Annotated in this window: 13 protein-coding genes, 1 tRNA gene and 2 pseudogenes; 10 read left to right on the top strand and 6 right to left on the bottom strand. The window is 66.5% G+C overall.

Annotated features, from left to right (window positions below; all coding sequences use genetic code 11):
* Window positions 1-5: 5 nt before the first annotated feature.
* The 5 genes and pseudogenes from PSAL_RS12370 to PSAL_RS12355 all read left to right on the top strand — a co-directional run bounded on the left by PSAL_RS12370 (window position 6) and on the right by PSAL_RS12355 (window position 3,813).
* Complete coding sequence (locus PSAL_RS12370) at window positions 6-623, top strand: DUF1523 family protein (RefSeq protein ID WP_119840946.1); 618 nt, start codon at window positions 6-8, stop codon at window positions 621-623.
* A 269-nt stretch (window positions 624-892) separates the two neighbouring features.
* Window positions 893-2,167, top strand: coding sequence for a glycerate kinase type-2 family protein (locus tag PSAL_RS12365; protein ID WP_119840945.1), 1,275 nt, complete (start codon window positions 893-895; stop codon window positions 2,165-2,167).
* Window positions 2,168-2,335: 168 nt separating this feature from the next.
* Window positions 2,336-2,737: pseudogene (locus tag PSAL_RS19380) on the top strand (MFS transporter); the annotation flags it as partial.
* A gap of 16 nt (window positions 2,738-2,753) precedes the next feature.
* Window positions 2,754-2,921 (top strand): annotated as a pseudogene (locus tag PSAL_RS19375) (MFS transporter); the annotation flags it as partial.
* Between the two features lie 244 nt (window positions 2,922-3,165).
* Window positions 3,166-3,813 (top strand): MFS transporter, encoded by a 648-nt coding sequence (locus tag PSAL_RS12355; protein WP_119838533.1) that lies wholly within the window; start codon window positions 3,166-3,168, stop codon window positions 3,811-3,813.
* Here PSAL_RS12355 and PSAL_RS12350 read toward each other — a convergent pair.
* Window positions 3,810-4,457, bottom strand: coding sequence for a GntR family transcriptional regulator (locus tag PSAL_RS12350; protein ID WP_119838532.1), 648 nt, complete (start codon window positions 4,455-4,457; stop codon window positions 3,810-3,812). The genes PSAL_RS12355 and PSAL_RS12350 overlap by 4 nt on opposite strands.
* Window positions 4,458-4,520: 63 nt before the next feature.
* Window positions 4,521-5,213, bottom strand: a complete 693-nt coding sequence (locus PSAL_RS12345) for a M48 family metallopeptidase (protein WP_119838531.1) — start codon at window positions 5,211-5,213, stop codon at window positions 4,521-4,523.
* Between the two features lie 136 nt (window positions 5,214-5,349).
* Between PSAL_RS12345 and PSAL_RS12340 the strand changes: the two genes are divergently transcribed.
* The 5 genes from PSAL_RS12340 (at window position 5,350) to PSAL_RS12320 (ending at window position 9,399) form a co-directional block, all read left to right on the top strand.
* Window positions 5,350-5,670 carry a TIGR02300 family protein gene (locus tag PSAL_RS12340; protein ID WP_119838530.1) on the top strand — a complete coding sequence of 107 codons (321 nt, stop codon included), beginning with the start codon at window positions 5,350-5,352 and terminating at the stop codon, window positions 5,668-5,670.
* A gap of 99 nt (window positions 5,671-5,769) precedes the next feature.
* Window positions 5,770-5,845 (top strand) — tRNA-Ala (locus tag PSAL_RS12335).
* A gap of 695 nt (window positions 5,846-6,540) precedes the next feature.
* Window positions 6,541-7,389, top strand: coding sequence for a formate/nitrite transporter family protein (locus PSAL_RS12330; protein ID WP_119838529.1), 849 nt, complete (start codon window positions 6,541-6,543; stop codon window positions 7,387-7,389).
* 62 nt (window positions 7,390-7,451) lie between these two features.
* Window positions 7,452-9,176, top strand: coding sequence for a bifunctional protein-serine/threonine kinase/phosphatase (locus PSAL_RS12325; RefSeq protein ID WP_119838528.1), 1,725 nt, complete (start codon window positions 7,452-7,454; stop codon window positions 9,174-9,176).
* Window positions 9,177-9,198: 22 nt separating this feature from the next.
* A complete protein-coding gene (locus PSAL_RS12320; RefSeq protein WP_119838527.1) occupies window positions 9,199-9,399 on the top strand; it encodes a cyanase in 201 nt (66 codons plus the stop codon).
* A gap of 24 nt (window positions 9,400-9,423) precedes the next feature.
* Here PSAL_RS12320 and PSAL_RS12315 read toward each other — a convergent pair whose 3' ends face one another.
* The 4 genes from PSAL_RS12315 to PSAL_RS12300 all read right to left on the bottom strand — a co-directional run bounded on the left by PSAL_RS12315 (window position 9,424) and on the right by PSAL_RS12300 (window position 12,939).
* Complete coding sequence (locus tag PSAL_RS12315; RefSeq protein ID WP_119838526.1) at window positions 9,424-10,377, bottom strand: isopenicillin N synthase family dioxygenase; 954 nt, start codon at window positions 10,375-10,377, stop codon at window positions 9,424-9,426.
* Between the two features lie 509 nt (window positions 10,378-10,886).
* Entirely contained in the window at window positions 10,887-11,462 is a 576-nt protein-coding gene (locus PSAL_RS12310; protein ID WP_231388506.1) for an SCO family protein, read from the bottom strand.
* A 31-nt stretch (window positions 11,463-11,493) separates the two neighbouring features.
* A complete protein-coding gene (locus PSAL_RS12305; RefSeq protein ID WP_119838524.1) occupies window positions 11,494-12,474 on the bottom strand; it encodes a DUF1775 domain-containing protein in 981 nt (326 codons plus the stop codon).
* Between the two features lie 87 nt (window positions 12,475-12,561).
* Window positions 12,562-12,939 carry a hypothetical protein gene (locus PSAL_RS12300; RefSeq protein WP_119838523.1) on the bottom strand — a complete coding sequence of 126 codons (378 nt, stop codon included), beginning with the start codon at window positions 12,937-12,939 and terminating at the stop codon, window positions 12,562-12,564.
* Window positions 12,940-13,165 lie beyond the last annotated feature (226 nt).

Here is a 13,165-nt window from a genome sequence, read left to right as displayed (position 1 = left end):
GCTGCATGCGCTACGTGAAATGGACAATCTGGACGATCCTCTTCGCCTTTGTCGCGGCGGTCTTCCACTACACGCTGCCAGATCGCGACGTGGTGCGGATCGCCGACACGCAGTCGCGCCGGATCGACGCGGGCAACAGCGCGATCTTCTGGTCCCATCCCGATAGCGCCGCGACCAGCGGTGGCACGCAGGACATCTTCTTCATCCAGGCGATCCGCGAGAACGGCAAGCCCATCGTCTATCGCAATGAAGACACCGGCTGGGGCTGGCCGCCCTATTTCAAGTTCGACACCACCAACCTGCAGACCGAGGCCGCGGACCTGACCTCTACCGCCGCGGCGCCGCAATGGGTCATTGTTACCCATTATGGCTGGCGCAACGAATTCATATCGATCTTCCCCAACGCAGTGGCGATCAAGCCCGTCTCGGGGCCGGACGTAACGGTCATCCCCTGGTTGAACATCATCATCATTCTGCTGGCCATCGCGATCTTCTGGGCGATCCGCGTGCGCTGGATCCGGTTCCGGGAACGTCGGATCGACCCGATGTGGGACCGCACCGAAGCGCGGCTGGACCGGACCGAAGGCAAGCTGCATCGCTGGCTGGGCGGCGGCAAGTCCTGAGCGGGAAAGACGCGCTGCGCCAAGGCCTTGGGCGTGTATTGATGGCCGCCGACATGGGGGCTTTGCCCCCGTTCCGCCCTTTGGGCGGACCTTCCCCCAGAGTATTTGTGACAGGATGAAGCGATTGGTGACTGCCTGAGCGCGTCCGAGTGGCGCGGCAGTGGGCAGTTGGTTGCGGCTTGGCGTGCTTCGGGGGGATCGGGGCTTGGACCCGCCCGGCGGACCTGCCTATGTTGGGGCGAATTCAAGATTGGAAAGGCCGAAGTCCCATGGACGAAAGCAAGCGCGCGCTGTTCACCCGTCTCTTTGAGGCCGCCGTTGCGGCGGCCGACCCGGCAGAGGCGCTTCGCGGGCGGCTGCCGGGGCCGGTGCCGGGGCGCACGGTGGTCATCGGGGCCGGCAAGGGGGCCGCGCAGCTTGCCCAGGCCTTCGAAACGGCCTGGGCCGCCGCCGGGCATGGCCCGCTGGAAGGGGTCGTGGTGACGCGCTACGGCTATGCGGTGCCCTGCGACGGGCTTGAGGTGCTGGAGGCCAGCCACCCCGTGCCCGATGCCGCCGGGATTGCCGCGACGGACAAGATCCTTGCTCTGCTCGAAGGGCTTAGCCCGGACGACCAGGTGATCGCCCTGATCACCGGCGGCGGCTCGGCTCTGCTGGCGGCGCCGCCCGAGGGGCTGACGCTGGAGGATGAGCAGGCGCTGAACCAGGCGCTGCTGGCCTCCGGTGCGCCGATCGGGGCGATGAATGCCATCCGCAAGCAGGTCAGCCGGGTCAAGGGTGGGCGGCTGGCGGCGCTGGCCGCGCCCGCGAAGGTTACCAGCTTTATCGTGTCGGATGTGCCCGGGGATGACCCGGCCGAGGTTGCTTCGGGCCCGACGGTGCCCTGCGGAAAGACGCGGGCCGATGCGTTGCAGGCGGTGCGGCGTCACGACATTGCGCTGCCCGACCGGATTCGCGCCTTCCTTGAGACCGCGCCCGAGGATGCGCCGGACCCGGCGGCGCCCCTGTTCGCAGAGAACCGTGTGACGGTCATCGCCTCGGCCGCGCGGTCGCTGGAGGCGGCTGCGGCTCTCGCCGAGGCCGAAGGCCTGCCGGCGGTGATCCTGTCCGATGCGATGGAGGGCGAGGCGCGTGAAGTCGGCCGCGTCCTTGCCGCCATCGCGCGCGAAGTGCAGCTGCGCGACCGGCCTTTCAAGCGGCCCGTGCTGATCCTGTCGGGGGGCGAGACCACGGTCACCCTGCGCGGCAAGGGACGCGGCGGGCGCAATTCGGAATTCCTGCTGTCCTTCGCGTTGGAAATCGACGGCCAGCCGGGGATTTCCGCCCTTGCGGCGGATACCGATGGCATCGACGGGTCCGAGGACAACGCCGGGGCCTTTGCCGATGGGCTCAGCGCCGGGGCGATCCGCCACGCGGGCGTCGACCCAGCCGAGGCGCTGGGGCGCAACGACGCCTATAGCGCCTTCGAGGCCGCCGGGCTGATCTTCGCGCCGGGGCCGACAGGCACCAACGTGAACGATTTCCGCGCAATTCTGGTCGAATAGGCAGGGGGTTCCCCCAGCCTTCCTCCCCCCGGCCTTCGGGCAGCGGGGCGAAAAGCCGGGCGTGCAGTTTTCCCATGGCCTCTTTGCGGGGGCGGGTCTTTTCCCGCCCTGCGCATCGGGGTAACCGGAAGGCCGAGCGAGCGCTGCCGCAGAAAGGCCCCCCGCAGCATGACAAGACCGCAGGAAGACCGGCCGGACCAAATGACGACGCCTCAAGCCCCGAAGGGCCTTCGGGCGCTTGGCCAACGGCTGGGCTTCGAGCCGGGCGAAGCCGGGCTGCCGCTGCTGGTCGCGGGCACGCTGTTCATGCAAAATCTCGACGCCTCGGTGATCACCCCGGCGATCCCGGCCATGGCGCAAAGCTTTGGCGTGGTGCCGGTCGACATGAACGTCGGCATCAGTGTCTACATGCTGACCGTGGCGATCTTTATCCCCGCCTCGGGCTGGGCGGCGCAGCGGTTCGGGGCGCGACGGATCTTTCTTATCTCGATCTGTCTGTTCACCTTTGCCTCGATGCTGTGCGGGCTTAGCCAGAGCCTGCCGCAATTCATCGCGGCGCGTGCCCTGCAGGGGCTGGGGGGGCGCGATGATGGTGCCGGTCGGGCGCTACGTGGTGCTGCATCTGACGCCGAAGGACCGGCTGATGGGGGTCATCGCGCTGCTGACCTGGCCGGGGCTGCTGGCGCCGGTACTGGGGCCACCGATCGGCGGGCTGGTGGTCGACACGGCCAGCTGGCGCTGGATCTTCTGGTTGAACCTGCCGTTGGGTGCCATCGCCATTCTCGCCGCCCTGCGCCTGTTGCCGCGCCTTGGTCGCGACCGCACGCGCCGGTTCGACTGGCTGGGCTTCGCGATCATCGCTCCGGCGCTGTTCTGCGTGCTGTTTGCGGCCGAAACGCTGGGCTCGGGGCGCGCCGCAATGGGGGCTGGTGGCCTTGCTGGCGGGGGCGGGGGCCGGGTTGCTGGGACTGGGGTATCGCCACCTGAGGCGGGCGGCCATGCCGATGCTGACCTTCACCGCGCTGCGCTATCCGACCTTCCGGGTGCCGGTGCTGGGCGGCTCGGCCTTCCGGGTGGCGATCAATGCCACGCCGTTCCTGTTGCCGCTGCTGTTCCAGCTTGCCTTTGGATGGAGCGCCTTTCACGCCGGGATCATGCTGACCGCGATCTTTGCCGGCAATATCGTGATGAAGCCCTGGACCTCGCCAATCCTGCGGCGCTTCGGGTTTCGCGCGGTGCTGCTATGGGGCACGGTGTTGAATGCGCTGGCCATTCTGGCGCTGGCCTTTGTCGGGCCGGGGATGCCCTATTCCGTGCTGATCACGCTGCTGTTTGCCTCTGGCCTGGTGCGGTCGCTGCAATTCACCGCCCTTGCCACTCTGGCCTTCGCGGATGTGCCACAGGCCGAAATGTCGGACGCCAATGTCCTGTTTACCACCGTCGGCCAGTTGGGCCGTGGTCTGGGCGTGGCGATCGGCGCGATCTGCTGGCGGATGGGCGAGGCGCTGTTCCCCAATGACGCGGCGGCCGGGTTCCATTTCGCCTTCGTGGTGCTGGGGGTGCTGTCGCTGCTGGCGCTGATCGACATCCGCAAGCTGCCGAGGGACGCGGGCGAAGTGGTGCGCCAGGGCCGGCGGGCCCGTTAGGCCACCAGCATCTTCAGCCCCTGCGTCACGTCCGAGCGTACCGCCAGCCGCAGCCCCGGTTCATCCCCGGCCTTCAGGGCGGCGATGATGTGGCGGTGGAAATGCGGGGCCTCGTTGCGGCGCATCTTGCCATAGAGCTTGCGCATCGTCGGACCCAGCTGCAGCCAGACCGTTTCCGCCATCGCCAGCATCGCCGGGGCCTGCGCCCGCAGATACAGCGTGCGGTGGAATTCGAGGTTGGTGCGGATGTAGCCGACGCTGTCATGGGCCTGCACCATGTCCGAGATCGTGCCGTTGATCGTCTGCAGCCGGTCGATCAGCGCCATATGCGCCCGGGGCAGGGCGCGCGAGGCCAGCTCGACCTCGATCAGGGACCGCAGGGCGGCCAGTTCCTCGATCCGTTCGTTGGACAGGTCCGGGGTGGATACCCGGCCCGAGGCCGACAATTGCAGCGCACCCTCGGCGACCAGGCGTCGCACCGCTTCGCGCGCCGGGGTCATCGAGACACCGAATTCCTTGCCGATGCCGCGCAGGGTCATGGCCTGACCGGGCGCGACCTCTCCGTGCATGATCCGCGACCGCAGGCCACGATAGGTGCGGTCATGGGCGGGGGGCGACGGATCGGGGCGGGTTTGCATCAACATGGGACGCTTGTGATCACAGCGATGCGGAAGGTCAAGCCTGCCCGCGCCCGCCTTGCCCGAAACCTAGCCTTCGAAGCGATAGCGATGCAGGTCGCTGCTGTTTTCGCGCAACCATTTGCGGGGCGGGGCATAGGGGCCGTGGATCGCCTCGACGCCGGCCCAGAAGGCGGGCGAATGGTTCATCTGCGCCAGATGCGCGACCTCGTGCGCAGCGACATAGGACAGGACCTCTGGCGGGGCCAGGATCAGCCGCCAGGAATACATCAGCCCGCCGTCATGGGTGCAGGAACCCCAGCGACTGCGGGTGTCGCGCAGGGTCAACCGGTCATAGGTCCTGCCCAGACGCGCGGCATAGAGATCCGAGGCCCCCGCCAGCCGGTCACGGGCCAGTTCGCGCAGCCAGGCGCCAAGGCGGCGACCCATCCGGTCGGGATCGCCCGGCACCTCGACCCGATCGGGGAACAGGCGCACCGACCGCCCGGCGCCGGGCGCGACCACGCGCAACAGGCCTTCGATGGGAATGTGCGCGCCCGGTTGCACCATGACATCGGCGCCACGGGTCGACAAGTGATGGCGCAGCCAGTCTTCCTTCTCGGCGGCGAATTCCATTGCCTTGCGTTCCGACACATGCGCCGGAAGGGTCAGGGTCACCTTGCCGTCCAACGCCGAGATCCGCAGCGAAATCCGCTTGGCCCGCGGGGAACGCCGCAGGGTCACGGGAACCGGGGGGTTGCCCGGCAGGACGTGCTGGCCCATATGCTCTCCTGTCTCGATTGCGGGTCCGGGGTAACCACGCCTGGCAAACCGGCGCAAAAGGTTTTGACACCTCCCTGCACTTATGGCAGGTGGCGCGGATTGTGGACAAGAGTCTCAACTGAAAAAGGGAACTGATATGCCCAAGGAAGAATGGGGCACCAAGCGCCTATGCCCGACCACAGGCAAACGGTTCTACGATCTGAACCAGAATCCTGCCATCAGCCCCTACACGGGCGAAGTGGTCGAGCTTGATACCGGCAAGAGCCGGATGATCGCTGCCGATGCCGCCGATGCAGCCAGCAAGAAAGCCTCCTCGGAAAAAGAATCCGATGATGTCGTGCTGGAAGACGATGAAGAGGTCGACGTGGACCTGGGCGATGATGTCCTGGACGACGACGATGACGACGATGACGTGTCTCTGGACGAGATCGCGGACGTCGCCAGCGACGAAGAATAACGTCGCGAAAACGATCTGCCGGGGGCGCGATTTTTCGCTTGATCCCGCCCCGGGCTTCCCATAGAGAACGCCGCACAGGGCCAAACGGCCTTGCGGAATGGGGCCTTAGCTCAGCTGGGAGAGCGCTTGCATGGCATGCAAGAGGTCAGGGGTTCGATCCCCCTAGGCTCCACCATTCCCCCCCCAAGAAAGTCGAAAATAGCTTTTGCCGATACGCCAGAGGATTTGCCTTTGCCGTGCGGCTGGATTTCCGCAAACGGCAGCACCGCCTCGGCGTGCTTTGCGCGCCGTCTTGCGCTGTCAACCGCGCCCTGCGGGGTGATTCCCCCGGATCTGTTTCTGGCCGACGCGCAAGGGACCCTTTTCCCTGAAAACGCACAAAGCATGGGCGAATGCGGGCCTGGAAAGGGCGGTTCATCGCCTTGCGCACGGTTTCGTGAAGATAAGGCTTGCCCGGTCGAAAATCCTCGCGTTATCCGGGAAAACATCACAGGTGCCACGATTGCACCTGCCGCCGCAACGACGCGGTAATTTCCGTCAAGACGCCCCAACGGGGCAGGCAGCAATGGCGCTGCAGGACCGCTCCTCTCTTGCGAGGACCGCCTTTGTGCGCCCGTGCGCGCTCCTGACCGAAATCACCGCGGCCCCGGCGCATCCCGGTCCGCAGATCCAGGCGACCACCGGAGATCTTCATGTCCAGCCAGACGCACATCCTTATCGCCCAGGGGGTCGATCCCATCGACCCCGTCGCGATCGCTCTCCTGATGCCGGTCTGAACTCCCGGTCCGACCTGCCTGAAGGGGCGGGTTCTTCAATTGCAACTGCCCCCCGGCACCTGATCCCCAGGCGCTGTTTCTGAAAGGAAATCCAATGGCTTATGTTCAGCCCAAGGAATTCGCGGCGAAAATGGTCGATGCCGGCGAATCCAAGATCTTCATGGCGACCAAGGACACGCTGATCCGGGCCTATATGGCGGGTGCCATCCTGGCGCTGGCGGCGGCCTTTGCAGTTACCGTCACCGTGAACACGGGCAATCCGCTGATCGGCGCGCTGCTGTTCCCGGTCGGTTTCTGCATTCTCTACCTGCTGGGCTTCGACCTGCTGACCGGCGTCTTCACCCTTGCGCCGCTGGCGCTGCTGGCCAAACGGCCGGGCTGTACCTGGGGCGGCGTGCTGCGCAACTGGGGGCTGGTCTTTGTCGGGAATTTCGCCGGCGCGCTGACGGTGGCGGTCTTCATGGCGATCATCTTTACCATGGGCTTCAGCCAGGAACCCGACGCGATCGGCCAGAAGATCGGCCAGATCGGCGAGGCTCGGACCCTTGGCTATGCCGCCGCCGGTGGCGCGGGGCTGCTGACGGTCTTCATCCGCGCCGTGATGTGCAACTGGATGGTGTCCACGGGCGTCGTCGCCGCGATGATGTCGACCTCGGTTTCGGGCAAGATCATGGCGATGTGGATGCCGATCCTGATCTTCTTCTACCTTGGTTTCGAACATTCCATCGTCAACATGTTCCTGTTCCCCAGCGGCATCATCCTGGGCGGCGAATTCACCTGGGCGGATTACTTCATCTACAACGAGATCCCGGTTGTGGTCGGCAACCTTGTCGGGGGCCTGACCTTCGTGGGCGGCATGATCTACGCCACCCATTTCCGCGAAAGCCCCAAGCGCAACGCGGTCGCCCGCAATGACGATATCGAAAAGATACCGGCCGAATAGGGCCCGATCCACGGGGTCCCGTCGCGGCGGGGCCCCATCTGACCAAGGAACGAGTTTCCAACATGCTCAAGGATGCTGATATTCGCCAACGGTTTGCGGTGACGCTTGGCCAGGGGTCCGATGCCGGGCGCAAGGCGGTAAATCAGGACTTCCACGGGGCGATGATCCCTACTGGGGCCGAACTGGACCTGAAGGGCATCACCCTGGCGCTGGCCGATGGCATCAGTTCCAGCGCCGTCAGCGCCGAGGCCGCCGAGACCACCGTCAAGAGCCTGCTCGGCGATTACTACGCCACGCCCGACGCCTGGACCGCGCGGGTGGCTGCCTGCCGGGTGATCGCGGCGACCAATGCCTGGCTGTTCGGGCAGAACAGCGACCTTGACGATATCGACCGGGGGCGGGTCTGCACCCTGTCGGTGCTGATCCTGAAGGGGCGCGAGGCCCATGTGCTGCATGTGGGGGACAGCCGCGTGACCTTGCTGCGCGGCGGCGCGATCGAAGTGCTGACCGAAGATCACCAGACCCGGCTTGCTTCGGGCGAAATCTACCTGTCGCGGGCCATTGGCAGTGCCGCGCATGTCGAAATCGACTATCGCCGGATCGCGCTGGAACCCGGCGATATCTTTGTGCTCAGCAGCGACGGCGTGCATGATTACCTGACACAGGCCGAGATCACCGCCGCCCTTGCCGCCCCGCCCGATGATGCGGCTGCGGACCTGCTGGCGCGGGCGCTGGCCAATGGCAGCCCCGACAATGTAACGGTGCAGGTCTTGCGTGTCGATGCGCTGCCGCCCGAGGACGCGCCGCTCGTGCCAGAGGAGGCGCGCCTGCCGGTGCCGCCGTTGCCGCAGCCCGGCGGGCAGATCGACGGCTACCGGGTCCTGCGCCAGATCCACGCCAGCGACCGCAGCCATGTCTTTCTTGCCAGCGATGCCGACGGGCGCCGTTTTGCCCTGAAGATCCCGGCGGGCGAGCTTGCCGCCGATGCCGAGACCCGGCGCCGTTTCGTTCTGGAGGAATGGATCGCCCGCCGGGTGACCTCGCCGCATGTGCTGGCGGTGCCGGAGCGCACCGCGCCGCGCTCGTCGCTTTACGTGGTCACGGAATATGTCGACGGCCAGACCCTGCGGCAGTGGATGACCGACACGCCGGCCCCCTCGCTTGGCGTCGTGCGCGACCTGCTGGGGCAGATCGCCGCCGGGCTGCGCGCGCTGCATCGCCGCCAGATGATCCATCAGGACATCCGCCCCGAGAACATCATGATCGACCGCGAGGGGCTGGTGAAGATCATCGACCTCGGCTCTGCCACCGTTGCAGGGGTGGAAGAGGCCGCGCCCGGCACTCTGGGCGAGATGCCCGGCACACTGCAATATACCGCCCCCGAATACCTGAGCGGCGATGTGGTCAGCTGGCGGTCGGACCAGTTCGCGCTTGGCGTCATCGCCTATGAAATGTTGACCGGTCGGCTGCCCTACGGCGCGCAGGCGTCCCGGGTCACCAGCCGCGCCGATCAGCGCCGCCTGCGCTATCGCCCGGCGCGGGATGACGACAGCAGCGTGCCCGACTGGATCGACTTGGCGTTGCGCCGTGCGCTGCATCCCGATCCCCTGCGCCGCTACGATGCGCTGTCTGAATTCTGTGCCGACCTCGCCCGCCCCGGCGCCGGCTGGACCGCACAGGCACACCGGCCGCTGATCGAACGCCATCCTTTGCGTTTCTGGCAGGGGCTGTCTGCGGTGCTGGCGATACTTTGCCTGATCCTGGCGATCCAACTCGCTTCGCAATGACCACCAAACAGGGAGACGACCCATGAAGGACCTTGCCGAGATCACCTTGCTGGAAAAGGAAGACGTCACCGCGCTGATCATCGCCTCCAAACGGGCGGCGGGCCTGACCCGGGCGGGGATTGCCGAGGCAATCGGCATGTCGGTCACCCGCGTGCCCAGCCCCAAGGGCGACCGGGTGCAGGTGACAATGTCGGGCAAGTATCTGGCCTTCAATTCCTGGTAAGGGCTTTCAAGTCCCGGCCGCCTGTCAGCTGTTCGCGGCAGCGAACTTGCCCATCAGGTAGGGGCCCGACACCGCCGTTTCCGCGCCATCCCCGGCCAGGGGACGGATTTCTGCGTGCCAGTTCGGCTGGTGGAAGAAGGCCAGCGACATACGCCGCTGCCGGGCCTGTTCCGGCGGGGTCACCACGCGGTGCAGGGTCGAAACCCATTGCCCCCCGGTCCAGAGCGTCATCAGGTCGCCGATATTGATCACGAAGGCCCCTTCGACCGGCGGGACCGGGCGCCAGACCTGTTGCGGCGTCAGGATCTCGAGCCCGCGTGAGCCGGGTTCGGGCAGCAGGATAGTCAGCGATCCGTAGTCGGTATGTGCCCCGGCGCGCAGTTGGCCAGCCTGCGGCGGCCTGTCCTGACCCGGATAATTCAGGGCCCGCAGCGCCGAAATCGGCTGGTCGATGACCCCGGCAAAGTGGTCTTCGGGCAGGTCCAGCGCCACGGCAAAGACCTGCATGATCCGCGCGGCGAGCTGCTCCATCTCGGAGTAATAGGCTTCCCAGGCGGCGCGGAACCCTTCTGGCGCGGCGGGCCAGGGGGTGGGCGCATAGCAGAAGGCCAGCGCATCGGGGTCGGTTTCGCCGGGTGGGATCGTCAGCGGCCCGCCGTTGAAGCTTTCCTTCAGGTCGGGGGGCGTGTCCTCGCCGCGCGATTTTGCCAGCGCTTCCGTGCCGGGACCGAGATAGCCATAGGGCGCGCCCGGCGCCGGGGCCAGTGCCTGCTTTTCCGCGACGCCCTGATCGAAGAAGGCCTGAAGGCAGGTCCAGATGCCCCGGATCGCGGTGTCGGGTACACCGTGATTGGTGACCGCCAGGAACCCGGTTTCGCGGCAGGCGCGGTCGACCTCGGCCCCGATGCGGGCACGCGTCGGGGCGTCTGCGGCAAGGAACGCCCCGAGGTCGATCAGGGGGAAATCGGTTTCAGCCATTGGCGCGGTTCCTTCTTTAAGATTGCGCCAAGGTCGGGCAGGCGGGCGAACAAGTCAATCGGCCGGGCCGCCGGCCCATGTATCGGAAATTGCGTCGTTCAGGTGCCCGGCCCCGGGCCGATGGTGCCATTGGTTTCAGGCAGGATCGCATCGCTCATCAGCGGCGCGGGATCGTCTTCGCCGAAGTAATTCCAGGCCAGCGCCACCCCGACGAACCCGATCCCGAGACCGGGGTCCCGGCCGCGAAAATCGCGCTGCCGCCGCCCCTGAAGACAAGTCAGAACGTGCCGAAAAGTTGTGCTGCAAGTTACTTCTTCATGACCGTGCCCTCAAATATCGGACGTATCTTTACGCAAGGAGACCTCTCAGGGCTGTAAATCGTCAACTGGGACCTTGGCCCCGTGACGCGGCACCCTCGGGATGCAGAAAGGCCCGCATCCCAACGGAGGCGGGCCTTTTATGTTTTCCGGGGCCTGGCGGCCGGTTCAGTTGGCGCGCGTAGTCGCCGGTCAGGAGGCGCGCAGGCTGTGGATCTTGTCCATGACGCGCTCGTATTCCTCCTGGTAGCCGATCACGCCGTAGTAGTCGCCATTGCTGTCGAACAGCAGGATCGAGGTCGAATGGCTCATGGTGTAGTCGCCATTCTCCAGCGGGACCTGGCTGGCGTAGATCCGGAAGGACCGGATCGCCTTGTCGACTTCTTCGCGGCTGCCGCTGAAACCGGTCAGGCCCGGCGCCCAGGAGACATATTCGTCGATCAGTTCCGGCGTGTCGCGTTCGGGATCGACGGTGATGAAGGCCGTGCGCAGGGGCTCTTCGCCCGCGCCGATCAGTTCCTCCTGCCAGGTGGCGATATCGCCCAGGGTGGTCGGGCAGACCTCGGGGCAATGGGTGAAGCCGAAGAAGATCGCCGTTGGCGCTCCCTTCAGGCTGTCTTCGGTAAAGGTGGTGCCATCGGCGGCGACCAGGGTGTAATCGCCGTGGCCCAGTTCACCCGCGACATCGCGGGTGATCCGGGGTTCGATCACCCGGACCCAGAGCAGGGCAAGCACCGCCAGCAGGGCCAGGGCCCAGGAGGCGATCATGATGATTTTCCGGGTGCTCAATTGCATTGTGTTACTCCGTATGGCCGCTGTGGGAATGTGCCGCCCCGGCGTTGATCTTGCGGATTTCCAGCGGCAGTTCAACGGTCCCGGCCTTTTCGAAGGTCAGGGTGGCGGTGACGGTATCGCCTTCGGTCAGCGGGCCGGTGAGGTCCATGAACATCAGGTGAAAGCTGCCGGGTTTCAGGCTGACGGTTTCACCGGCGGGGATTTCCAGCCCGTCGGGCAGTGGGCCCATCTGCATGACATCGCCCTGCATGACCATCTCGTGGATCTCGCTGTGCCCGGCCAGGGGCATCTCGACCGACAGAAGGCGGTCGGCCTCGGCGCCGGTGTTCTCGATCGTCAGGAAGCCGCCGCCGACGGGCGCATTGGGCAGGGTGGCGCGGGCAAAGCCGCCCGACAGGGTCAGGTCCCCGGCCTCTACCGTGTTGCCCATGGCGTGATCGCCGCCCGCCATGGCGCCGTGGTCATGTCCCTGGACCATGTCCCCGGCGATCAGCGTCAGCTTGGGGGCGGGGTTGGCCACACCGGCCGCGCCCGAGGTGTCGGTCCAGTCGGCGGTGCCATCGGCGCATTCCTGCAGGGCGGGGAAATACAGGACATCTCCCGTTGCAAGATCCGGCCCGAAGGACCCGGCCACGGTGAATTCGTCGTACCAGCCGTCTTCCAGATTGCCGCCGGACCAGCTGACTTCGCGCAGACCCTCGGTCATCTCGGTGCCGTGGTTGTCATATGGTGTCGCGTAGGGGCCGGTCACGACCTCAAGATCCCAGCCGGCCTTGGGCATCGGCTTGGCGGCATAGAAGCCTTCGGGCAGGGTGATGCGGACCGTCTCGGTCGCCTGGCCGTCGCAGCCATGGGGCACGCGCAGGGTGATCTTGGTCCAGGCGCCGATCGTGGCGGTCTTCTGTTCCAGCGTGGAGTGGGCCGAGGCTCCGCTGGCCATGCCAAGCAGGCCGATAAGCGGCAGAAGGGTGAATTGGGGTTTCATCTTGTCTCTCCGGTGCGGCGCGGGTCTGACCCGGCGCCGATGCGGCCCTTTGGCCGCGGCATCTGTTCTGAAAACGGTTCGGTGGTTTCAGGCCAGCGCCGGAGGTGCACGGGCCAACCGATGCGCGCGCCGCGCCGATGGCGCGATGGTCAGGTCACCCAGCGGGGCAAGCCCCATGTCGCGCGCACAGATCCCTGCGCGGCCCATATGCCCGACTTCGGGGGCTTCGGGCAGCAGGTGACAGAAGGGGCAGTGACTGGCGTGGTCATGAGCGGCGTCGCCGCAGATGTCATCGACCGGGACGCCCAGCACATAGGCGGTCTGTTCCCAGACCAGCATTGCGGGATCGGGCGCCATCTGCCGGGCCGAGGCAAAGCCCGCCAGCGCCACCACCAATGCGAGCATCATCGTCACGACCGGGGCCGGGACGATGCGGATCAGGCGAAGGGGCAGGGCGCGGATCATGGCGCCCTTCTACCCGCCCCACCCCGAAGAGGCAAAGCCCCCTCGAAGGTCAGGTGCGCAATTGCCGCAGCCCATCTGGCCGGGGTCGATCCCGCGTCGCGCCGACGTCGGGCAACAGAATGGCGACGTCGCGGCGCAGCCCGGCCGGTTTGGGTCTGTTTCGGGGGGTGGCGGGACTGCGATGGGGACTGTGGCCGAATGGCCCGACCTGCGGGGGGCCTGCGTC

This window comes from Pseudooceanicola algae (genome assembly GCF_003590145.2).
GTDB classification, from domain to species: Bacteria; Pseudomonadota; Alphaproteobacteria; order Rhodobacterales; family Rhodobacteraceae; genus Pseudooceanicola; species Pseudooceanicola algae.
Note: the sequence above shows the minus strand (reverse complement) of the source record. Positions and strands in the feature narration are given on the sequence as shown.